Genomic DNA, 22,214 nt, shown 5'->3' with positions numbered 1-22,214 from the left:
ACCACAATCGGAAAGCGGGTCAGCCGCCCGTCCCGCAGGTTTTTCAGTGCCGACACCGTCCGGGCGCTTCCCCTGTTTCGCGCGACCCGCTAGGTCCTCGCCCGACGGCCCCGTAGCTCAGCTGCATAGAGCAAGGCTTTCCTAAAGCCGAGGTCGCAGGTTGGAGTCCTGCCGGGGTCGCCAGTTCTTGTTTTGTTCTCGTTCTTCGGCTAGGCTTCAGCCATGGTCGAAGCGACAGCCCGCAAGGCGCCCAGGGGCAGGGGCGCGCGTTCCAATGCCACCGGTCGGTATGAGGCCAATACGACCGAGGCTATGGACGACGGCTGGACCGATGATGACGCAGAGGTCGCTCCGCTGCGAACCGAACAGCTGGTCGAGCGGCCCAGAACCATCATCTCGAAGAACACCAGCCCGGACGTTGGCTTTGACCGCTCGATCAATCCCTACAAGGGCTGCGAGCACGGCTGCATCTATTGCTATGCCCGACCGTCGCACGCCTGGATGGGGATGTCGCCGGGGCTGGATTTCGAGAGCCGGATCTTCGTCAAGCCGGACGCCGCCCGCCTGCTGGAGCAGGAGCTGGCCCATCCGAAATATGTCTGCAAGCGCATCCATGTGGGCGGCAACACTGACCCCTATCAGCCCGTCGAGGACGAGCGCCAGACGACCCGTAGCCTTTTGCAGGTCATGCAGCGCTTCAACCAGCCCTTCAGCCTGATCACCAAGTCGTTTCGGGTTACGCGCGACATCGACATCCTCGGCCCCATGGGGCGCGAGAACCTGGCCCAGGTCTTCGTCTCAATTACCACCCTCGACCGGTCGCTCGCCCGGGCGATGGAGCCGCGCGCCTCGACCCCCGAAAAGCGGCTGGAGGCGATCAAACGCCTGGCCGATGCCGGCGTGCCTGTTGGCGTCGGCTTTGCCCCCGTCATCCCGGGCCTCAACGACCATGAGCTTGAGGATGTGCTGAAGGCGGCGGCGAAGGCCGGTGCGACCCGCGCCATGTATGTCACCCTGCGCCTGCCGCTGGAGATCAAGGACCTGTTCCGCGAATGGCTGGAGGATGCCCGGCCGGACCGAGCAAAACGCGTCATGTCGCTGGTCCGCCAGATGCGCGGCGGCAAGGACTATGACGCCGACTGGTCCCAGCGGATGAAGGGCACCGGCCCCGTCGCCCAGCTGATCGCCACCCGCTATCGCGCGGCGGCCAAGCGCTATGGCCTCGACCAGCCCTATCCCCTGCTGGACCTCGGCCGGTTCAGGGTCCCGCCCGAATTCCGGCCCCAGATGGACCTGTTCGACGTGGCCTGAGGCCTATCGCCGGAAGGTGCCGACCAGTTCGACGTGGGCGGACCACAGGAACTGGTCCACGGGCGTGACTTCTTCGAGCCGGAAGCCCGCGTCAACCAGCACCCGGGCGTCGCGCGCAAAGGTCACCGGATTGCAGGACACGCCGACCACGGTTGTCGCCTTTGAGGCCGCGATCTGCTCGACCTGGGCCTGGGCGCCTGCGCGGGGCGGGTCGAACACCACAGTGTCGATGCCCTTCAGGTCATGCGGCGTCAGCGGGCGGCGGAACAGGTCGCGGGCCACGGCCTCGATGGGCGAGAGGCCCTTCAGCCCCGCGCGCCCGGCTTTCAGTGCGACAATGCCGCCTTCAGCCGCATCGGCGGCCAGCACCGGGGCGACCGACGCCAGCGGAAAGGTGAAGGTGCCGGCGCCGCAGAACAGGTCGGCGATGCGTTTTGCCCCCTTCACCCCGTCCAAGACCCGCTCGACCATGGCGGACTCGGCCTCGGGCACGGCCTGCAGGAAGCCGCCGGGCGGCAGGGTCACCTCGGCGCCGCCGAAACGCACCCGGGGCGCGCGGCGCATGGCGAGCACCTCGCCCGCAAGGCTCAGCCGTGCCAGATCGGCGGCCTCGGCGGCGCGGATGGCCTCCATCCGCCGGTCACCCGACAGTCCGCCCGAGCGGCGCTCGACGCCGGTGATGTCGACGTCCAGACCGGTCTCGGTCAGGGTGACATGCAGGGTGGGGGCCGACTTGGGGTGGTCCAGCACCGCCGACGCGATCCGCCGCAGCCGGGGCAGGGCCTCGACCAGACGCGGGTCGGACACCACGCAGGTCTCTATAGGCACCAGCGACCAGGATTTCCTCGCCTTGAACCCCAGCACGACCGCGCCGTCGCCCATCCGCCGGGCATGCAGCGCCAGCCGACGACGCGTGGCCGGGGGAATGCCGACTGTGGGGCGGAGCTCAGTCTCCAGACCCTGCCGACCCAGCGCCAGTCGTACCTGTTCGCCCTTCCACGCCAGATAGGGTTCGGTCTGCCAGTGCTGCAGGGCGCAGCCGCCACAGGTACCGAAATGGGGGCAGGGGGCCTCCTGCCGCTCGGGCGAGGGCGTGATCACCGTGACGTCGCCCGCGCGCCCGTCGCGCACCTCGGCCTCGACGACCTCGCCGGCGAGGGTCAGGGGCACAAACACCGGGCCGGGGGCCACCCCGTCGCCCTGGGCGCCCACATGGGAAATCGTCAGCCGTTCGCGCATGCCGCCTCCAAGCAGCTTTCGGGCGTGAGGGCAACGCGCCCAAACCTGAACGAAGATGAACAGCCCGCTCAAATGCCGTTCAGTCGCGCTCCCCTACAAGGAGGGTGACAGGGGCCAGACGGCTCCGGGAACTTCAAGGAGCCGACCATGCGCAAGACATCTTTCCGCGCCGGCATTCTGGCCTCGGCCATGGCCGCCGGGGGCCTGCTGGCCGCCACGCCGACCCTGGCCCAGAGCTACGGCTATGACCGGTCGTACGGTTACGACCAGCCCTATTCGCAGCAAGCGTACTGTGAGTCCGATCGCCAGCAGCGCCAGGCCGCCGGGGCCACCTTCGGGGCCGTGATCGGCGCCGTCGCCGGCTCCCAGATGGGGGCCCGGGGCCGCCGCACCGAAGGCAGTGTTCTGGGCGGTGTCGTCGGCGCCATGATCGGCGCCGGTGTGGGAGGCGGAAGCGTCGACTGCGCCCCCGCCCGCGATCCGCGCCGCGCGTATCCGTCGGACGGCTATGGCAACGGCTATGGCTACGACAACCGGGCCTACGACAGTCGCAGCTATGACAGCCGCGCCTATGACCGGAACTATGGCTATGCGGACAACCGCTATGGCTATGAGGATCGCGGCTACTCAGACCGCCGCTACGACGATCGCGGCTATGACGATCGTCGCTACGACACCCGTGCCCGGGGCGAGGACTGCCGCCTGAGCGAGAGTGTCATCCGTCTTCCCGATGGCCGTCAGGAGGTGCGCTACGTCCGCGCCTGCCGCGACGCCTGGGGACAGTATCGCGTCGTCGACTAATTTCAGCCCCCCTGTCTGTCGACGACGTGGAGGGACGCCGCCGGAGGAGCAATCCACCGGCGGCGTCTCCTCAATTCAGCCCAGGCCTATTCAGGCGGGCCCTTTCGCCCACAGCAGATATTCGACATTGCCGTCGCCGCCGGTGACGGGACTTTCGGCGGTCGCCTGAAGGGTCCAGCCCAGCGCCTCAAGGCCTGCGGTGACGCGCGCCAGCGCCGCCTCGCGAACGTCGGGATCGCGCACCACGCCGCCGCGCCCGACCGACTTGCGGTCTACCGCCTCGAACTGCGGTTTGACCAGCGCCACCAGATCGGCGCCCGGCGCCGCCAGCGACAGGGGCACGGGCAGCACCTTCAGCAGGCTGATGAAGCTGGCATCACAGACCACCAGCTCCGGCGCGGGGTTGACCTGTTCAGCAGTCAGGGCCCGGGCATCGGTCTGCTCCAGATTGACCACGCGCGGGTCGGCGGCCAGCCGGGGGTGCAACTGCCCCTGACCGACATCGACCGCCAGCACCCGGGCCGCGCCCCGCAGCAGGCAGACTTCGGTGAATCCCCCGGTTGAGGCGCCGACATCCAGAACCGTCCGCCCCTCGACCGCGACCGGCCACAGGGTCAGGGCATGATCCAGCTTCAGCGCCCCGCGCCCGACAAAGGGATGCGCCGCCTCGGCGGTGATCACGGCGTCGTCGGCCACGGCCAGGGAGGCCTTGGTCGCCACCCGGCCGTCGACCGTCACACCCCCCGCCTCGATGGCGGCGCGGGCGCGGGCCCGGCTGTCGAACAGGCCCCGTGCGACCAGGGTCTGGTCCAGCCTCACCCCAGACGGCTCAGACGCTCGAGCGCCTCGTTCAGCCGCGCCTTGCCGGCTTCGGCCTCGGCCAGCTTGTCGCGCTGCTCCTGAACCACCTCCGGCGCGGCGCGCGAGACAAAGTTCGGGTTGTTCAGCTTCTTGCCGAAGTGGCCGATGTCGCTGTCAAAGGCGGCGATTTCCTTGGTCAGGCGGGCGCGCTCGGCGGCGATGTCGACCAGACCGGCCAGCGTCAGGGCCGCGGTGGCCCCCCCGGCGACGAAGGTCACGGCCCCCTCGGGCGCGGCCTCGGCGACCGAAACCTCGGACACGCGCGCCAGCGTCATCAGGATATCGCGATAGCGCTCGACCCGGGCGGCTGTCGCGGCATCCGGCGCGATGAAGCTGAGCGGCGGGCGGGCGGTGGCGACATTCATCTCGCCCTTCAGCGAGCGGATCGCCTCGACCGTCTCGATCAGCCAGCTGACCTCGGCCGCAGCCTCCGCATCGATCAGGCTGTCGGCCAGATCGGGCCAGGCCGCGCCGATCAGCAGGGGCTCGCTGCGCGCGGCGCCATTGTCGGCGGTCTGGGCCCACAGCTCTTCGGTGATGAAGGGCATGACCGGATGCATCAGCTTGATAGTCTGGTCCAGCACCCAGGCGGTCATGGCCCGCGTCTCGTCGCGTGCCGCTGCATCCGCTCCCTGGAACACCGGCTTGGCCAGTTCCAGATACCAGTCGCAGAACACGTTCCAGACAAAGCGGTAGAGCGCGCCCGCCGCATCGTCGAAGCGGCCGCCCTCAATGGCCGACGCCACCTCGCGCTCGGCCTTGACCAGTTCGCCGCGGATCCAGCGGTTGATGGTGGCCTCGGCCGACGCCGGGTCAAAGCCTTCCACGCGGGCGCAGCCGTTCATCTGGCTGAAGCGCGCCGCATTCCACAGCTTGGTGCCGAAGTTGCGATAGCCCTCGATCCGCTGACGGCTCAGCTTGATGTCACGCGTGCCCGACAGGATGGCCATGGTGAAGCGCAGCGGGTCGGCGCCCAGATCGTCGATGATCTCCAGCGGGTCGATGACGTTGCCCTTGGACTTGCTCATCTTCTGGCCCTTCTCGTCACGGACCAGACCGTTGATGATCACGCGGTGGAAGGGCACCTCGTCCATGAAGTGCAGCCCCATCATCATCATCCGGGCCACCCAGAAGAAGATGATGTCGGCGGCGGTCACGAGGTCGCTGGTTGGATAGAAGCGCGCCAGATCCTCGGTCTTCTCAGGCCAGCCCATGGTCGAGAAGGGCCACAGGGCCGAGCTGAACCAGGTGTCGAGGACGTCCTCGTCCTGCGTCAGGGTCTTGCCGCCCGCCTGGGCGAGGGCCTCCTCCTCGGTCTCGGCGACGATGATGGTACCGTCGGCGTCGTACCAGGCGGGAATCCGGTGTCCCCACCACAGCTGACGCGAAATGCACCAGGGCTCGATGTTCCGCAGCCACTCGAAATAGATCTTGGAATAGCTGGCGGGTTCGAAGGTGGTCTTGCCCGTCTCGACCGCCGCAATGGCCGGCTGGGCCAACGTCTTCGCATCAACGTACCACTGGTCCGTCAGCCACGGTTCGATGACCACGCCCGAGCGGTCGCCGTGCGGGACCATATGCTTCGTCTTCTCGATGGCCTTCAGCCAGCCCTCTTCCTCCGCGCGGGCGACGATGGCCTTCCGCGCCGCGAAGCGGTCCATGCCTTCATAGTCGGCGGGCACATCGGGACAGTCCGCCGCCGTGATCCGGGCCAGCGAGTCCATGATGTTGAGCGTGGCGAGGCCCGCCCGCTTGCCGACCTGGAAGTCGTTGAAGTCATGCGCCGGCGTGATCTTGACCGCGCCCGAGCCCTTGGTCGGATCGGCATAGTCATCGGCGACGATCGGCACGCGGCGATCCGTGATCGGCAGGATCACGGCCTTGCCCACCAGCCCGGCATAGCGGTCATCGTCCGGGTGCACGGCCACGCCGGTGTCGCCCAGCATGGTCTCGGGCCGGGTGGTGGCGACGACGATATGGTCGCGCGTCTCCCACTCCGTCGCCTTGCCGTCGTCGTCGAAGGCGACCGGGTGCTCATAGGTCACGCCGTCCGCGAGCGGATAGGCGAAATGCCAATAGGCGCCGTCGACCTCCTTCTGCTCGACCTCGAGGTCCGAGATGGCGGTCTGGAAATGCGGGTCCCAGTTCACCAGCCGCTTGTCGCGATAGATCAGGCCGTCGCGATACAGCTGGACGAACACCTTGCGGACGGCGGCGTTCAGCCCTTCGTCCAGGGTGAAGCGCTCGCGGGACCAGTCGCACGAGGCGCCCAGCCGGCGCAGCTGGCGCACGATGGTGCCGCCCGACTCGGCCTTCCATTCCCAGACCTTGTCGATGAAGGCCTCGCGGCCCATGTCGCGCCGCCCCTGATTGCCCTCGGCGGCCAGTTTGCGCTCGACCACCATCTGCGTCGCGATGCCCGCGTGGTCCGTGCCCGGCAGCCACAGCACCGCCTTGCCCTTCATCCGGTGATAGCGGGCCAGGATATCCTGCAGGGTGTTGTTCAGCGCATGGCCGATGTGCAGGCTGCCCGTCACGTTCGGCGGCGGAATGACGATGGAATAGGCCTCGGCCGCGCCCCCTGTCTTCGGGGCGAACAGGCCGCTCTCCTCCCACGCCTGGTACAGGCGGGGCTCGGCGCTTTGCGGTTCGAAATTCTTCTCAAGCATGACGGTCTTCTTTTGCCCTATCGCTCGGCTCGCGGAGCCTCGCTACTTGAGGGCCAAGGGTTATCTGGTCTCGACAATCACCGGTGTGGACATGTCGTGCGGGGCAGGAGGCAAACGAAAGGGGGCGGCCCCGCCGGAGCCGCCCCCTTCAGTCTTTAGGACGAAGTCAGGGTCAGAGGCTAGCGGGGCGCACCGTTCAGCCGCGATACGCGGTCGACTTCCTTGCGTACCTCGGCCTCGACGATGCCCTGCAGGTTGGCGTCCAGCCACTCCTTGAGCATTTCGCGCAGCATGGGGCTCAGCAGGCTGCGGACCAGTTCGTCGATGGTCGCGCTGCTGCCGGCGCTGCTCGCCCCCCTGGACGCCGCGGCGGGCGCCGGACGCAGGGCGGCGGCCAGACCGGCAAAGGCACCGGCGGCCGAGGCGGCCGTCGCGTCGCTGACCAGCGCGTCGTCATCCGGGGCCGCAGGTTGCGGGGCCTGGGCGGCGGGCGCGGGTTGCGGGGCCGGCTCGGGCGCGGCCTCGTCGACGGGGAAGGGGTCGGCCGAGCCGATGTCCAGATCGCCCAGCGTCTCTTCCGCAGGGGGCGTGTCCTGGGCCGGGCTCTCGGCCGGCGGCTCATAGCGCTGGGTCAGCTCCAGCACGTCGTCGTCGTCGTCGGAAGGCCCGGGCGCCGGCTCGGGCTCAGGTTCCGGAGCGGCCTCGGCCACCGGGGCAGGTTGGGGCGCGGGTTCAGGCGCCGGGGTCGGTTCGGGCGCCGGTTCAGGCGCAGCGGCCGCGGTCTCGGCCGGCGCGTCGTCTTCCGAGATGATCCGGCGGATCGACGCCAGGATCTCCTCCATCGTCGGTTCCTGGGCGGTCGGATCAGTCATGTGTCTTAACCCCTGGCATGGTCGCTGTGTCGCGCAGGCGCGGCAGCGGACGGGACCGCAACAGTCCCCGTGTGTCCTGTCGTCGCATCAACGCGGCGCGGAATCAACGGACCTTTTTCGCCTGTTGGGTTAAATTCCGGACCTAGTTTCGCGGCGACGTCTGGATGGTGTCACCCTTCAGACGGGCGTCGATGGGCGCATCCTCGGCGTCGTTTGCGGGGCGAATGCCCGGGGCGGCGAAGCGATCGATGGCCTCGATCACGCCATCCCACGGCAGGCCGCCGCGATTGCGCACGCGCTCATAGTTGTCCGACGGATCATAGACGTCCTCGCCGGGCAGCAGCAGGCTCACATCCAGACGGCCCATGGCCAGCAGCAGCTGGGTCATGGCGACATATTCGTTGCGACGGGCGGTCACCAGCGCGACCTGGGCCGAGCGCAGCTCCAGTTCGCCGTTCAGCACGTCCAGCGTGGTCCGCAGGCCGACCTGGGCCTCCTGACGCACGCCCTCGGCGGCGACGGTGGCGGCGCGGACGGCTTCCTCACCGGCGCGCAGCGTCGAACGGGCCGAGATCAGCTGCGCATAGGCCGAGCTGATCGACTGCAGCACGCTGCGGCGCTGGCCCTCGATGCTGATCTGGGCGGCATTGGCGCGCTCCAGCGCCTGGGCCACCCGCGAGCGGTTCAGGCCACCGGTGAACAGCGGCACCGACAGGGTGGCGCCGGCCTGGAAGGTCGTGCGATCGGCCAGGTCGAAGCTGGACAGCTCATTGGTCGACCCGCCGTAGGAGGCATTGACCCGCACCGACGGCATATATTCGGCCCGTGCCAGCGCCACATTGGCCTCGGCGGCGGCCAGGGCATATTCGGCCGCGCGGATGTTGGGGTTTTCGTCGAGCGCGATGTCGAGCGCGGCGTCAAAGTCGTTGGGCACGCCCGGCAGGGGCGGCAGGGGCGCCAGACGGCCCGGCTGCTCGCCCACGATGGCGGCATAGGAGGCGCGGCTGACCGACAGCTGGGCCTGGGAATTGGCCAGATCGGCCTCGGACTGGGCCAGGCGCGCTTCGGCCTGGGCAACGTCGGTGCGGGTGATCTCGCCGACCTCGAAACGGGCCGAGGCCTCGTCCAGCTGACGCTGCAGGACGGTCAGGTTCTCCTGACGGATACGGACGATCTCCTCGTCGCGCAGCACATCGGCATAGACCTGGATGACGGTGGCCAGCACCTGTTGCTCGACCGAGCGCAGGTCCTCGCGGCCGGCCAGGATGTTGGCCTCGGTCGCGGAAATGCCCAGCGAGATGCGGCCGCCCGAATAGAGCGTCTGCGACAGGCCCACGCTGGCGCTGCCCGAGGTGCTGTCGTTGGTGTTTGACGGGATATTGATCGTGGTGTCCGGGATGCCGTCGTTATTGGTGTCGACTTCCTGCGGCCCACCGGCGGTCCGGCTCTGGGTGTAACCGGCCGAGGCGCTGATATCGACCGAGGGGCGCAGGCCGGCCCGGGCCTGGACGATCGATTCGTCCAGCGCGCGCTGGTTGGCCCGCTGGCCCAGCAGGGTTGGGTTGGTGCGATAGGCCATGCGAAGGGCGTCGGGCAGGGTGTCCTGGGCGAAGGCCGGCATGGCCAGACCCGAACCCAGGGCCAGGGCCGCAAGCGAAATCAGCGCACGGGTGCGATTGAGCATCTTCATATCCTGCCTGACGCGGTTGGGCCGCATCGTGTCATTCTCGGTGACGAGCGTAGTGCGAGATCGTTGTGCCCGACGCCAGTTAAGTTTTTTTCACGCGGCACCCGGCGCATTCCGTCGCCGCGCGGGATGTCAGAGGCTGAAGGCCGGTTCGGGCCGCAGTTCCTCCAGAACCGGCGGGGTGGCGTCGAACAGCTGACGCCGCGACCAGCCGTCCTCCGTGCGGAGGTGCAGCATGGCCTTGCCGACCGGTCCAGTGCGCTCCACCAGAACGGCGCGGCCGCCGACCTTCAGCGCGTCCAGCCAGGCGTCGGGGCGGACCGGCACGGCGGCTTCCGACACGATCAGGTCCCAGCCCTCGCCCTGCGGACGGTCCAGCGCGGCCTCGACCAGCGTCACGCCCGCCGTCTCCAGCGTGGCCTTCGACAGGGCCAGAGCTTCCGCGTCCGAGTCCTGCAGGGTCACGTCGAGGCCCATTTCCGCCAGCACGGCGGCGGCATAGCCACCGGCCATGACCAGCGCCCGTTCCAGCGGCCTGGGCGCGGCGGCCATCAGCAGTTTCGACAGGTCGCGCGGCAGCATCAGCCGGCGGGTGGCGGTGACCGGAACCTCGGCGTCGGCATAGGCGGCAAAGGCCCGGTCCGGGGCGCACAGCGTCTCGCGCGGCACCGTCATCAGGGCCGCCTGAAGACTGCGGTCCGTGACGTCATTCACGCGGACCTGACTGTCCACCATCGCCTTGCGTGCCGTCTGGAAGTCCATGCCTGCGTCGATCCCGAAGAGAAGCCTGAAGAAAACTTGGGCCGCTTATAGGAGTGTGCGTTGCGGGGGACAATCCGATCTGATAGCGAACGCGCCTCGCGATCTTGTGGTGCGGCCTGTCCGCATCATGGCCTGATGGCGGAGTGGTTACGCAGCGGACTGCAAATCCGTGCACCCCGGTTCGATTCCGGGTCAGGCCTCCATCGCGATCCCCCGATCGCAGATCTAGCGGCGACGCTCGCGCCAGCGCGACCCTTCGCCATGCCCGCCGATACTCGAAAACTCGGGCGGGGCGGCCTTGCGGGCATATTGTTCGGCGACCAGCCAGGCCTTGAACGGCCTCAGACTGCCCAGGCTCAACACCAGGATCAGCGGCAGGGTGACCAGCAGGTGCACCCAGATGGGCGGGTGCACGCCCAACTCCAGCGCCATCAGGGCAATCATGCCCAGCACGCCGACGATCGACATGACGAAGAAGGCCGGGCCGTCCGCCGGATCGGCAAAGCCAAAGTCCAGTCCGCAGGCGGGGCAGGACTCCCGCACAGCCAGATACCCCTTCAGCAGCGGGCCGTCCCCGCAGCGGGGGCAGCGGCAGCGCAGCACCACCTTCCACATATCGGCCCGTTCGGGTTCTTCTGCGGTGGCTTCGGTCGGGGTCATGGCGGGTCCTCTCTGCGGGCTACTTGCGCCGCCTCAGCGGGGGCGGCAACCCCGGCGCGGTGTCGCACGTCGGGGCGGGGTCCGGGTCAGGAACCGTTAACCGTGAAGCAACGCCTTGTTGCGAGTGTGGCGTACCATGTCCGGAACCAAGGCCACCAAGGGCGTCCTGCGGTCGACCGTGGCGCTTGCCGCCGCGGGATCGGTTGCGCTTGCCCCGTTGATGGGGGTGGCCCAGGAAGCGCCCGCCTCAGCGGTCACCGAGCCGCTGGCCATCCGGATCGGCACCACCGAGGCCTATACCCGTATCGAATTCGCCGGCGTGGTCGGGGCCCGCTCGCGCGTCAGCATCGACGGCCGCACGGTCGTGGTGCGGGTCGGCACCACGGCGGCGCCGGACATTTCCCGCCTCAAGGTGGATCCGCCCGCAGGCCTCAGCTCGGTCGAGACCCGCGCTGTCCAGAACGGTACCGAACTGGTCCTGACGCTGGCCGAGGGGGCGACCGCCACCCAAGGCCAGGCCGACGGCGCCGTCTGGGTCAATCTTTACCGACCCGGCCAGACCCCGCCGCCCAGCACTCAGCAGGGCACGGCCACGGTCGGCGTGCGGGCCGCGCCCTCGGCCGATTCCGTGACCCTGACCTTCACCTGGGACCGGCCCGTCGGCGCCGCCGTCTTCCGTCGGGGCGAGGCCGTCTGGATCGTCTTCGACCAGGCCGCCAGTCTGGACATGCCGGGCGCCAAGGATCTGGGGCCTGCGGGCGAGGCCCGCTGGGCACGCGGCCCGGACTACACCTCCATCCGTATCGACGCGCCGCGCAATCTGCAGGTCGGGGCCTCGGGGCAGGGCAGCGTCTGGACTGTCACCCTTGGCACCCGCGCCGTGCCGGCCGGCGGTGTGCGTGTGGATCGCGACGAGGAGGGACGCCCCGCTCTCGTCCTGACCATGGCGGGCGCCACCCAGGCCATCTGGCTGACCGACCCGCTGGTCGGGGATCGCTTTGCCGCCGTCACCGCCCTGGCCCCGGGCAAGGGCTATGGCGGGCGGCGCCAGACGGTCGACCTTACCGTGCTGCCCTCGGCCCAGGGGCTGGGCATCGAGACTCCGACCGACGATCTGACGATCGAGGCGTCGGGCGACCGCGTGCGCATCAGCCGCCCGGGCGGCCTGACCCTGTCGCCCCCCTCGGCCGCGCTCGAGACCGCGACCCTCGCCGAGGACACCCCGAAGAAGGCCGACTTCCCGGCCCTGATCCTCGACGAATGGGCCCAGACGGGCGAGGACGGCTTCATCGGCACCCACCGGCGCCTGCAACAGGCCGCCGCCGAGGAGGCCCAGGCCGCCGGCGACAACCCCCGCGCCCCGGTCGAGGCGCGGCTGGCGCTGGCCCGCTTCCTGGTCGGCTCGGGCCTGCACTATGAGGCGATCGGCGTCCTGAACGCCATTGTCGACGCGTCCCCCGGCATGCTGGGCGAGGCCGAGGTCCGGGGCCTGCGGGCCGCCGCCCGGGTTTCCATCGACCGCACCGATGATGCTGCCGTGGATCTGGCCGGGGCGGCCCTTGCCAACGACCCATCGGCCCATGCCTGGCGCGGCTACCTGGCGGTGCAGCAGGGCGACTGGACCGGCGCCCGCGAGTCCTTCGCCAAGGCCTCACGCGTCATCGACGACTTCCCCCCGGTCTGGCGGGCCCGGTTTGCCGCCGCCCACGCCGAGGCGGCGCTCCAGACCGGCGACATCGAGGCCGCCCGCGCCCTCGTTGCCTATGCCCTCAGCCAGGACCTGCCCGCCAGCGAGCAGCTGTCGGTGCGGCTGGTCCAGGCCCATCTGTTCCAGCTGCAAGGTCAGACCGACCGGGCGCTCGCGGTCTACAAGGCCGTCGGCCGCGCCCCGCTGGACAAGGTCGCCGTGCCCGCCCGTCTCAAGGCGGTCCGCATCGAACTGGCTCGCAAGACCCTCTCGCCCGTCGAGGCCGCCAAACAGCTGGAAGGCCTGCGCTGGCGCTGGCGCGGCGATGCCACCGAGCTGGAAGTCATCCGCACCCTCAGCGAACTCTATATGTCGCAGGGCATGTACCGCGAGGCGCTGACCGCGCTGCGCAGCGCCGGGTCACGCCTGTCGCGCCTGCCCGGTGCCGCGGCCCTGCAGGCCGATCTGGCCAAGGTCTTCCGGGCCCTGTTCCTTGAGGGCGGCGCCGATGGCATGCCGCCGATCCAGGCGCTGGGCCTGTTCTATGACTTCCGCGAACTGACCCCGATCGGGGCCGACGGCGACGAGATGGTGCGGCGTCTGGCCCGCCGCCTGATCGACGTCGACCTGCTGGATCAGGCCGCCGAACTGCTGAAGCACCAGGTCGAGAACCGGCTGGAGGGTGTGGCCCAGGCTTCGGTCGCCGCCGACCTGGCCGCCGTCTATCTGATGGATCGCCAGCCCGAGGCCGCGCTCCAGACCCTGTGGGCCACCCGCACGACCCTGTTGCCCACGCAACTCGCCTCCGAGCGCCGGGTGCTGGAGGCGCGCGCCCTGCTGGGGCTCGGCCGGTTCGATCACGCGCTGGAGGTGCTGGGCAAGGACACCAGCGCCGAGGCCAATGCCACCCGGGCCGAGATCTACTGGAAACAGGAAAAATGGGGCGAGGCCGGTGCCCTCTATGAGCAGGGTCTGGGCACCCGCCATGCCGACACGGACACCCCGCTGACCCGCGACGAGGAAAACCGCCTGCTGCGCGCGGCCGTTGCCTATTCGCTGGCCGAGGACGATGCTGCCCTCTCGCGCCTGTCGGCCAACTGGTCGCCCTTCATCGAAAAGGCCCGCTCGCCGGACGCCCTGCGCGTCGCGCTGGCTGGGCTGAACGGCATCGAGGACGCTGCCACCGTGCGTGAGATCGCCGCTCTGGCCGCCCGCACCGACACCTTCACCGGCTGGGTCGAGCGCATGAAGGGTCGTTTCAGAAACGAAGACGGCGGCGAGGTTGCCCCCGCCGCCGCCGGTTAACAGGTCCGAAGGTCGGACTTAGCCGTTCACCGCATCCTTGAGCGGCTTGGACACGCGGAAGCGCACCGCCTTGGAAGCCGGGATCTTGATGGTGGCGCCGGTGGCCGGGTTACGGCCTTCACGCGCGGCGCGGGCCGCGGTGTCGAACACGCCCAGGTTCGAGATGCGGACGTCGCCGCCACCCTTCAGGCTCTTGTGAATGTTGTCCACGATGGCGGACAGGACACGGCCGGCATCGGCCTGGGAAACACCGGCATCCTTTGCGACGGCGGCGATCAGTTCAGCTTGAGTGGTCATTCGGGTCGTTTCCATCTTTTTCGCCCGCTGCGGGCGATGACGGGCCGATCAACGCGCGTTTCCGGAGACTTTGCAAGTCAGGGGGGCCTTCATCGCCTGTGGATGAAAGCCCGTCAGCCCGCGCCGGAGGCCCTCTGGAAGCTCTCCACCAGACTGCCCGCGACCAGCCGCCAGCCGTCCACCAGCACGAAAAAGATCAGCTTGAACGGCAGCGAAATCACCACGGGTGGCAGCATCATCATACCCATGGACATGAGCACGCTGGCGACCACCAGATCGATCACAAGGAACGGAACGAAAAGGAGAAATCCGATTTCGAAGGCCCGCTTCAGCTCACTGATCATAAAGGCGGGGGTGACCACCCGGAGCGGGATGTCGGCGGCGGTCTCCGGGCGTTCGATGTCCGACAGGCGGGTGAACAGCGCGAGGTCCCCTTCATCGACCTGGGAGAGCATGAAAATTTTTACGGGCTCGGAGGCCGCATCGAAGGCCTGCGGCAGCTCCATTTCCTGATCCAGCAAGGGTCGGATGCCCGAATCATAGGCTGCCTGCCAGGTCGGAGCCATGACGATGGCGCTCAGAAACAGGGCCAGGGAGACCAGCACGGCATTGGGCGGCGACTGCTGCATGCCCAGCGCCGTGCGTAGCAGCGACAGCACCACGACGATCCGCACGAAGCTGGTCGTCATGATGACGATCGACGGCGCCAGCGACAGCACGGTCATCAGACCGACCAGTTGCACGACCCGTTCGGTCAGCCCCGCGCCGGTGCCCAGATCGATGTTGATGGCACTGCCAGAGGCCACTTCCTGGGCCAGCGCCGCGATCGGCCAGACCAGCGAGGCCAGGGTCGCCAGCAGCGACAGCAGGGCCGCGCGCTTCAGCTCCTGCCGGGTCGGCAGGGCGAACAGGGCCGGGCGGGCGGGGGCGCGGCTCACGCCTGCGGTCCCGGGGAATAGGGGCTGCTCTGGCGCGGCTCGATCAGTTCGCGCCCTTCGCCCAGCAGGATCAGCCGCTCTTCCTGGTCCACGCGGACCAGCACCAGCCGCCGGGCGGGGTCCAGCACCAGGGTCTCGACCACCTTCAGACGGCGTTCGCCCCGCTCGGCCCCGAAGCGGGCCAACAGCTGCGGCGCATAGCGGCGCCCGGCCCAGGCAGCCAGGCCGATCAGCCCCAGGGTGAAGGCCAGGCCGAAGATCGCCCGGGCAAGATCAAGGAAGGACATGGCGGCTCGAATTGACACGCCCGCACTCGCGGGTCGGCGCCAAAGGTTAACCGTGAGGGTTAACGTCGCGTTTAGATAACCCGTGATTAACCATGCAGGCGGCAGTTTATGCCCAGCCCGCAGTCTCGCGGGCCCTGACCTTCAAGGAGGCCGACATGGGTGTGGCCGACCTGCCCCTGCTGAACCAGATCAAGGGGCGACTGACCTGGCTGGACGAGCGCCAGCGCGTCATCGCCCAGAACGTCGCCAACTCGGACACGCCGGGCTATGTGGCGCGCGACCTGGCCCTGCCCAGGGATTTCTCGGCCGCCATGAGCGCCGGCCCGCTGACCGTGGCGCGCACCCAGGCCGGACACATTGCTCCGCCGTCGCCGGCCGCCCGCTATGCCGCGGTCGAGGCGCCCGACTCGGAGACCACGCTCGACGGCAATGCCGTGGTGGTCGAGGAGCAGATGCTGAAGATGACCGAGAGCCGCATGGCCTATGAGGCGGCCATCGGCTTCTACCAGAAGTCCATGACGATGCTGCGGATGGCCGCGCGGCCGCCGGGCCGCTGATCCCGTGCTGAAGGACGATTGAGCCATGCCCGATCCCGTTCCCCCCAGAAACCCCGCCATGGCCGTCGCCGCCGGCGCCATGAAGGCCCAGCAGTCGCGCATGCGGGTGATCGCCGAGAACATCGCCAACGCCGACTCGACCTCGCCCGTCGCGGGCGGGCAGCCCTATCGTCGTCAGGTGCCGGTCTTCCAGTCGCGCACGGTCGATGGTGCGACCGGCGTGGTACTGGCCGAGGTGCGGCCGGACCAGAGCGACTTCAAGATGGAGTACGACCCCTCCCATCCGGCGGCCAATGCCGAGGGCTATGTGCTGCGACCGAACGTCAACACCCTGGTCGAGGCCATGGACATGCGCGAGGCCCAGCGCGCCTATGAGGCCAACCTCAACATCATCGAGACGGCGCGCGCCATGGAGAGCCGCCTGCTCGAGATCCTGAAGAAATAGGGGATAGGCCGCGATGAACCCGCTTGCCGCCGCACGCGCCTATCAGGCCATCCAGGGCGCCGGTTCGGTCAATCCCGGCGGGGCGGCCGGTCCGACCGACGCGCCCGGCTTTTCCGATCTGGTCCAGAACGTGATCGCCAGCGCGACGACCCAGACCCGCGCCGCCGAGACCCAGATGACCCAGGCGGTCCAGGGGCAGGGCAGCCTGATCGATGTGGTCACCGCGATCAGCTCGGCCGAGGCCTCTCTGGAAACCGCCATGGCGGTGCGCGACCAGATGATCCAAGCCTATCAGGAAATCATGCGTATGCCGATCTGACGGGGGCGGGCGCCGCCTTGCGCCGTCCGCGGGTACGCGCCTTCAGCCAGTCCTGCAGCGGGCCGTCGACCATGTGATGGAAGGCAAAGGCGAAGGCGACCGCCAGCGCCACCCCCACGGCCCAGATCACCCACTGCACCGGCTCTGACAGGTTCAGGCGCGCAATGGCGACATTGGCCACGCCGAACCAGGCGATGCGCACCACCTCATTGCTTATGAACATCGAGAACGACACCAGCGCGGCCCGCTCGACCAGCCGCGACGGCCGCCGCACCGGCATAGCGCCGGCCGCGAGGATGATCAGCGAGATCATCACCAGACTGGGCAGGGCGTTCTTGCCGTAGAACTGCAGGGTCACCAGACCGACGGTGGCCAGGATGCCGACCCAGCCCGCCAACTTCGGATTGATCCAGACCCGGTGCGCAAAGGCCGCCAGCGCCATGCCGAGGAAGAACAGCGGCAGGGCCCGGAAGAAGCCGAACTTCATCGGCATCTGATACACCGGATAGCCCAGCAGGGCGTGCGCCAACTGGTTGGCGACCAGATAGGCGGAAATGCCCAGCACCAGCCAGGTCCAGGGCCCCAGTCGCGCGCAGCCCCGCACGATCCACGGAAACGCCAGATAGCAGCCGATCAGGGCCGAGATCGACCAGGTGGGCGCGTTCCAGCCCAGACCGCCGGGAATGCCGAACGCCTGCACCAGTCCCAGCTGGGCGGGCAGCTGGCTCCACAGGAACCATTCCGGATTGCGCGGCGCCAGTCCGACCAGACCGCTGCCGACCACCAGCGCGACCAGCGCCAGCCCCATCATCAGGTGCGCGGGCACGACCCGCAGTACCCGCCGCGTCAGGAAGTCGGCCGGGCTGACATCGCCCGAGGCGACGCTGCGCGAATACAGCCGCATCAGCACATAGCCGCTGTCGATCAGGAACAGGTTGGTCAGCAGGAAACCGGTGTGCTCGAACGCCGGGTGCAGGCTCTCGGCCAGCGCGATCGGCCCGGCCCCCTGGAAGTGATGCAGGATGATCAGGAAGGCCACGATGAAACGGATTGCGTCCAGCCACCCGCCGCGCGCGATCGGAGTTGTCTCGTTTCGGGTCGAAATCCAGCGTTCCAGCATGGTCGTGGCTCCTTTGTCCCCGTTCACGCAAGGGCGGGGCCAGCCGGAGCGGCGTCTTCGTTAGGGCGGTGTTAACCACGCTCCCGGCACTTTCTGCCGGGTGCGCGTACCGGTACGGAGAGTCTGAATCATGAATGGTGCCGAGGTCATGGACGTGGGGCGTGACGCCCTGTGGCTGACCATCCAGCTGTGTGCGCCGGCGCTGATCGTCGCCCTGCTGGTCGGTGTTGGCATCGGTCTGTTCCAGGCCCTGACCCAGATCCAGGAACAGACCCTGGTCTATGCGCCCAAGATCCTTGCCATCTTCGTGGCCCTGCTGCTGTTCCTGCCGATGATGGGGGCGCTGCTGGGCAGCTTCATGCAGACGATCGCCGCCCGCATCGCAGGCATGTAGCCGGGTGGACGGCTACGCCACCGCCGATCAGGTCTGGGGCGCGGCCCTTGTCTTCGCGCGCCTCGGCGCCGTGCTCATGCTGCTGCCGGGCATAGGCGAGACCTATGTGCCGCCGCGCATCCGCCTGTCGCTGGCGCTGGTCATCACCCTGGTCGTCTGGCCGGTGGTGGCGCCGGTCCTGCCGGCCCTGCCCGAAAGCGTCGGCGGCATGGCCGGCTGGGTCATCCGCGAGGTCGCCACGGGGCTGATGATCGGGGCCATCCTGCGCGCCTTCATGACGGCCCTGGCCACGGCGGGCGAGGTGGTCTCGCTCCAGACCACGCTGAGCTTTTCCCAGAGCGCCAATCCGCTGCAGGCCCAGCCCGGCTCGACCATCGCCGCCTTCCTGACGCTGGTCGGGGTGACCCTGCTGTTCGCCACCAACACCCACCACCTGTTCCTCGCCGGGCTGGCGGGGTCCTATGAGCTGATCGCGCCGGTCCGTCCCCTGATGACCGCCGACTTCACGACGCTTGCGGTCCGCACCCTGGGCGACAGCTTCATGCTGGGCGTCCAGCTGGCGGCCCCCGTCATTGTCTTCGCCATCATCTTCAACCTGGCCTCGGGTCTGGTCGGGCGGGTGATGCCTCAGTTCCAGGTCTTCTTCGCCACAGCCCCGCTCAGCATCCTGCTGGGGCTGTCCATCTTCACCCTGTCGCTCGGCGTGGTCGGTACCGTCTTCATCGACCGCTATCGCAGCCTCGCCCAGATCTTCGCCGGAGGGGCCGGTGGCTGAAGATCAGGATCCCGAGTCCAAAACAGAAGAAGCCACCCCGCGAAAGTTAGAGGACGCGCGAAAAAAGGGGGACGTCGCCAAATCGCCTGACGTCGCCTCGGCCCTCTCCCTGCTGGGCGCTGCTACCGTCCTGCTGATGGCGGGCGGACATTTCGCCGGACAGCTGGCCGAAAGTCTGGTGCCCTTTATCGCCTCGCCCCACACCCTGATGGGCGGGCTGGATGCCGGGGCCGGGGTCGAGATCGGCAGCCGCGCCCTGTGGGCCGCCGCCCCCTTCCTTGGTGCCCTGATGATGGCGGTCATCCTGGGTGGCGTCGGCGGCAATCTGGCCCAGTCGGGACTGGTGTTCAGCGCCGAGAAGCTGAAGCCGAAGTGGAGCAAGCTCAGCCCGATCGAGGGGATGAAGCGCATCTTCGGCCCCGACGGCCTGATGAATTTCGTCAAGACGTTCATCAAGCTGCTGGCCGTCATCGGCATCTGCTGGATGGTGCTGAAGCCGCACCTGCGCGAGCTGGAAAACATGGCCGCCATGTCGCCGGCCAGCATCCTGCCCTTCGCCCGCGACCTGGCCCTGTGGCTGATGGTGGCGACCCTGCTGTTTCTCGCGGTGACGGCGGGCGCCGACTTCCTCTGGCAGAAGATGCGCTTTGCCAAACGCATGCGGATGAGCCGCGAGGAACTGAAGGAAGACTACAAGCAGACCGAGGGGGACCCGCACGTCAAGGCGCGCCTGAAACAGATCCGGGCCCAGCGCAGCCGTCAGCGCATGATGCAGAATGTGCCCAAGGCCACGGTCATCGTCACCAACCCGACCCACTATTCCGTGGCCCTGCGCTACGAGCCGGACCAGGGCGACGCCGCCCCCGTCTGTGTGGCCAAGGGCGTCGACACCCTGGCCATGAAGATCCGGGAGGTCGCACGCGAGCACGATGTGCCGATCGTCGAGAATGTGCCGCTCGCCCGCGCCCTCTACGCCTCGGTCGATGTCGACGAGACCATCCCGCGCGAGCATTTCGAAGCCGCCGCCCAGGTCATCGGCTTCGTCTTCCAGAAGCGGCGGCGCTAGGCGGGTGACGTCCGTACGCGGTGGATATGGCATAAGGGGACAGGCGATTCGCCTCGCAGGAGAGAGCGGGATGACCACCCCGGCCCGGCCGCAGGCCCAACGCGCGCCCATCGATCTGACCCTTGTGCTGATGGCGATCGGCTGCGCGCTGGTGGTCGGGGCCATGGCCTATCCGGCCTTTCGTACCAATCCGCTGAGCGCGCCCGGCCTGATCCTGATCCTGGCGGCGGGAGGCGTAGCCCTGATCGGGCTGATGGTCTTCACCCGCAGTGAAGCGCGCAAGCCGACCGGCGACACGGCCGTCGAAATGCTGGACGCCCTGGCCGAGCCCGCCGCCCTCGTATGGTCGGACGGACGTGTGCTGGCCTACAACGCCGCCTGGAGCGAGGCCGATGGCGCCACCTCCAGCCTGCCGCGTCGGGGCGGCAAGGCGGCCCAGGCCCTCTATACCGCCTTCGCCCAGGCCCGCTCGGGCGAACAGGGCCGCGCCCTGATCCCGCTGGGCAGTCGCGACGTCGAGGCCCTGATCGGTTACGCCGGGCCGGGCCGTTTTCTGGTCCGCTCGGCGCCCGAGACCCTGCTGGCGCCATCCCCTGTCCAGGAAACCACCGAAGCTGCCCGCCCCCGCACCACCGGCACCCTGCGTGAGGGTCACGCCATGGCGGCCGGTGCGCCGTTCGGCTCGGCCATCATCCGCCACGACGACCTGTTCGCCGGTCGGGTCGAGCAGCCCAATGCGGCGCTCGCCCTTCTCACGGGACCGGCGTCGGCGCGCGACGCCGCCTTCGGGCACCTGTTCGATCCCGCGGGCGTGGCCGAGGCCCGTACGCGTCTGGCCGCCGGCTCGGCAGGGCCGATCGAACTGGTGGCCCGCGCCCACCCCGACCGCATCCTGCACCTCTATGTCGCGCCCGAGGATGACGCCCGGCGCGTCTGGCTGTTCGACGCCTCGGCTCAGAAGTCGATGGAGCTGCAGCTGTCGCAGGCCCAGAAGATGCAGGCCGTGGGTCAGCTCGCGGGCGGGGTCGCGCACGACTTCAACAACCTGCTGACCGCCATCCAGCTGCAGCTGTCGGGTCTGCTGGAACGTCACCCCGTGGGCGATCCCTCGTATGACGGACTGAACGAGATCCGCCAGACGGCCATCCGGGCCGCCGATCTGGTGCGCAAGCTGCTGGCCTTCTCGCGCAAGTCGACCGTCCGGCGCGAGCGCCTCGACCTGGGCGAGCTGGTCGGAGAGTTCGCGGTCCTGCTCAGGCGCCTGCTGCGCGAGGATGTGCGGCTGGAAACCGACCACGGCCGCGACCTGCCGGTGGTGCTGGCCGACAAGAGCCAGCTGGAAACCGCCGTCATGAACCTGGCCGTCAATGCGCGCGACGCCATGCGCGGCGTGGTCGAGCCGGGCGCGGGCGTGGTTACCATCACCACCCGCCGCCTGACCGCCGACGCGGCCCGCAGCATGGGCTGGCACGAGGCCCCGGACAGCGACGTGGCCCTGATCGAGGTCTCCGACACCGGCCCCGGCGTCCCGCCCGAAATCCTCGACAAGATCTTCGAGCCCTTCTTCACGACCAAGGCGGTCAATGAGGGCACGGGCATGGGCCTGGCGACCGTCTACGGCATCGTCGAACAGGCGGGCGGCCACATCAATGTCACCAACCTCGACGGCGCGGGCGCGGCCTTCCGCATCTTCCTGCCGGCCGCGGCTCCGGCCGAGCTGGAGGCCGTCGCCCCGGTCGAAGTCAAGGTCAAGGCGCCGCGCGACCTGTCCGGAGCCGGTCGCATCCTGTTCGTCGAGGACGAGGCCGCCGTGCGCGGCATCGCCGCCCGCCTGCTGCGCCAGCGCGGCTATGAGGTGATCGAGGCCGGCGACGGCGAGGAGGCCCTGGTGCTGGCCGAGCAGAATGCCGGCCAGATCGACATGATGATCTCGGACGTCATCATGCCGGGTCTGGACGGGCCGAACCTGCTCAAGAAGGCCCGCCCCTATCTGGGCGACATCCCGGTCATGTTCATCTCCGGCTATGCCGAAAGCGACTTCTCCGACCTGTTGCAGGACGAGGCGGGCGTCTCCTTCCTGCCCAAGCCGCTCGACATCAAGACCCTGGCCGAGCGCGTCAAACAGCACCTGCACGCGGAATAGCGCCGCCCCCTTGCCGGAT

21 protein-coding genes and 2 tRNA genes are annotated in these 22,214 nt (G+C 68.8%); 12 read left to right on the top strand and 11 right to left on the bottom strand.

Annotated features, from left to right (window positions below; translation table 11 throughout):
* Positions 1-106: 106 nt before the first annotated feature.
* Positions 107-183, top strand: a tRNA-Arg gene (locus LC068_RS07025).
* A gap of 39 nt (positions 184-222) precedes the next feature.
* The gene (locus LC068_RS07020; RefSeq protein ID WP_226635777.1) at positions 223-1,311 is read left to right on the top strand and encodes a PA0069 family radical SAM protein; all 1,089 of its coding nucleotides are present in this window, start codon (positions 223-225) and stop codon (positions 1,309-1,311) included.
* Between the two features lie 3 nt (positions 1,312-1,314).
* Here LC068_RS07020 and LC068_RS07015 read toward each other — a convergent pair whose 3' ends face one another.
* The gene (locus LC068_RS07015; RefSeq protein WP_226635775.1) at positions 1,315-2,550 is read right to left on the bottom strand and encodes a class I SAM-dependent RNA methyltransferase; all 1,236 of its coding nucleotides are present in this window, start codon (positions 2,548-2,550) and stop codon (positions 1,315-1,317) included.
* A 147-nt stretch (positions 2,551-2,697) separates the two neighbouring features.
* Between LC068_RS07015 and LC068_RS07010 the strand changes: the two genes are divergently transcribed.
* The gene (locus LC068_RS07010) at positions 2,698-3,351 is read left to right on the top strand and encodes a hypothetical protein (protein ID WP_226635772.1); all 654 of its coding nucleotides are present in this window, start codon (positions 2,698-2,700) and stop codon (positions 3,349-3,351) included.
* A gap of 90 nt (positions 3,352-3,441) precedes the next feature.
* Here LC068_RS07010 and LC068_RS07005 read toward each other — a convergent pair whose 3' ends face one another.
* The 5 genes from LC068_RS07005 to LC068_RS06985 form a co-directional block, all read right to left on the bottom strand.
* Positions 3,442-4,170: a TlyA family RNA methyltransferase gene (locus tag LC068_RS07005; RefSeq protein ID WP_226635770.1), complete on the bottom strand. Its 729-nt coding sequence runs from the start codon at positions 4,168-4,170 to the stop codon at positions 3,442-3,444.
* Positions 4,167-6,881 (bottom strand): valine--tRNA ligase, encoded by a 2,715-nt coding sequence (locus LC068_RS07000; protein ID WP_226635767.1) that lies wholly within the window; start codon positions 6,879-6,881, stop codon positions 4,167-4,169. Before LC068_RS07000 ends, LC068_RS07005 begins: the two co-directional genes overlap by 4 nt.
* A gap of 179 nt (positions 6,882-7,060) precedes the next feature.
* Positions 7,061-7,753, bottom strand: coding sequence for a DUF2497 domain-containing protein (locus tag LC068_RS06995; RefSeq protein ID WP_226635764.1), 693 nt, complete (start codon positions 7,751-7,753; stop codon positions 7,061-7,063).
* A 142-nt stretch (positions 7,754-7,895) separates the two neighbouring features.
* Positions 7,896-9,437, bottom strand: coding sequence for a TolC family outer membrane protein (locus tag LC068_RS06990; protein WP_226635762.1), 1,542 nt, complete (start codon positions 9,435-9,437; stop codon positions 7,896-7,898).
* A gap of 135 nt (positions 9,438-9,572) precedes the next feature.
* On the bottom strand, positions 9,573-10,202 hold the full coding sequence (locus LC068_RS06985; RefSeq protein WP_226635760.1) for a protein-L-isoaspartate O-methyltransferase family protein: 630 nt from the start codon (positions 10,200-10,202) through the stop codon (positions 9,573-9,575).
* A gap of 129 nt (positions 10,203-10,331) precedes the next feature.
* On the opposite strand from LC068_RS06985, the gene LC068_RS06980 reads away from it, so the two are divergent.
* Positions 10,332-10,405, top strand: a tRNA-Cys gene (locus LC068_RS06980).
* Positions 10,406-10,427: 22 nt separating this feature from the next.
* Here the strand turns inward: LC068_RS06980 and LC068_RS06975 are convergent.
* A complete protein-coding gene (locus tag LC068_RS06975) occupies positions 10,428-10,862 on the bottom strand; it encodes a DUF983 domain-containing protein (protein ID WP_319002478.1) in 435 nt (144 codons plus the stop codon).
* 136 nt (positions 10,863-10,998) lie between these two features.
* Here LC068_RS06975 and LC068_RS06970 point away from each other — a divergent pair, with 136 nt between their 5' ends.
* Positions 10,999-13,854, top strand: a complete 2,856-nt coding sequence (locus tag LC068_RS06970) for a tetratricopeptide repeat protein (protein WP_226635757.1) — start codon at positions 10,999-11,001, stop codon at positions 13,852-13,854.
* 18 nt (positions 13,855-13,872) lie between these two features.
* Here LC068_RS06970 and LC068_RS06965 read toward each other — a convergent pair whose 3' ends face one another.
* The 3 genes from LC068_RS06965 to LC068_RS06955 form a co-directional block, all read right to left on the bottom strand.
* Positions 13,873-14,166, bottom strand: coding sequence for an HU family DNA-binding protein (locus LC068_RS06965; protein ID WP_226635755.1), 294 nt, complete (start codon positions 14,164-14,166; stop codon positions 13,873-13,875).
* Between the two features lie 98 nt (positions 14,167-14,264).
* On the bottom strand, positions 14,265-15,062 hold the full coding sequence (gene fliP / locus LC068_RS06960) for a flagellar type III secretion system pore protein FliP (RefSeq protein WP_226637043.1): 798 nt from the start codon (positions 15,060-15,062) through the stop codon (positions 14,265-14,267).
* Between the two features lie 23 nt (positions 15,063-15,085).
* On the bottom strand, positions 15,086-15,376 hold the full coding sequence (locus LC068_RS06955; RefSeq protein ID WP_226635753.1) for a FliO/MopB family protein: 291 nt from the start codon (positions 15,374-15,376) through the stop codon (positions 15,086-15,088).
* Between the two features lie 155 nt (positions 15,377-15,531).
* Between LC068_RS06955 and LC068_RS06950 the strand changes: the two genes are divergently transcribed.
* The 3 genes from LC068_RS06950 to fliE are packed head-to-tail and all read left to right on the top strand — an operon-like array spanning position 15,532 to position 16,697.
* Positions 15,532-15,933, top strand: coding sequence for a flagellar basal body protein (locus tag LC068_RS06950; protein ID WP_226637042.1), 402 nt, complete (start codon positions 15,532-15,534; stop codon positions 15,931-15,933).
* Positions 15,934-15,991: 58 nt separating this feature from the next.
* Complete coding sequence (flgC, locus tag LC068_RS06945; RefSeq protein ID WP_226635751.1) at positions 15,992-16,378, top strand: flagellar basal body rod protein FlgC; 387 nt, start codon at positions 15,992-15,994, stop codon at positions 16,376-16,378.
* A 13-nt stretch (positions 16,379-16,391) separates the two neighbouring features.
* The gene (gene fliE / locus LC068_RS06940; protein ID WP_226635749.1) at positions 16,392-16,697 is read left to right on the top strand and encodes a flagellar hook-basal body complex protein FliE; all 306 of its coding nucleotides are present in this window, start codon (positions 16,392-16,394) and stop codon (positions 16,695-16,697) included.
* Here the strand turns inward: fliE and LC068_RS06935 are convergent.
* Entirely contained in the window at positions 16,678-17,817 is a 1,140-nt protein-coding gene (locus LC068_RS06935; RefSeq protein WP_226635747.1) for an acyltransferase family protein, read from the bottom strand. The two genes, fliE and LC068_RS06935, sit on opposite strands and share 20 nt — an antisense overlap.
* 127 nt (positions 17,818-17,944) lie before the next feature.
* Between LC068_RS06935 and fliQ the strand changes: the two genes are divergently transcribed.
* The 4 genes from fliQ (at position 17,945) to cckA (ending at position 22,195) form a co-directional block, all read left to right on the top strand.
* Positions 17,945-18,211: a flagellar biosynthesis protein FliQ gene (gene fliQ / locus LC068_RS06930; protein ID WP_226637041.1), complete on the top strand. Its 267-nt coding sequence runs from the start codon at positions 17,945-17,947 to the stop codon at positions 18,209-18,211.
* A gap of 4 nt (positions 18,212-18,215) precedes the next feature.
* On the top strand, positions 18,216-18,986 hold the full coding sequence (gene fliR, locus LC068_RS06925; protein WP_209118319.1) for a flagellar biosynthetic protein FliR: 771 nt from the start codon (positions 18,216-18,218) through the stop codon (positions 18,984-18,986).
* Positions 18,979-20,052, top strand: a complete 1,074-nt coding sequence (gene flhB / locus LC068_RS06920) for a flagellar biosynthesis protein FlhB (RefSeq protein ID WP_226635744.1) — start codon at positions 18,979-18,981, stop codon at positions 20,050-20,052. Before fliR ends, flhB begins: the two co-directional genes overlap by 8 nt.
* 70 nt (positions 20,053-20,122) lie before the next feature.
* On the top strand, positions 20,123-22,195 hold the full coding sequence (gene cckA / locus LC068_RS06915) for a cell cycle histidine kinase CckA (RefSeq protein ID WP_319002477.1): 2,073 nt from the start codon (positions 20,123-20,125) through the stop codon (positions 22,193-22,195).
* Positions 22,196-22,214: the final 19 nt, after the last annotated feature.

This window comes from Brevundimonas poindexterae (assembly GCF_020524625.1).
GTDB classification, from domain to species: domain Bacteria; phylum Pseudomonadota; class Alphaproteobacteria; order Caulobacterales; family Caulobacteraceae; genus Brevundimonas; species Brevundimonas poindexterae_A.
This window is presented reverse-complemented; position numbering and strand designations above follow the sequence as displayed.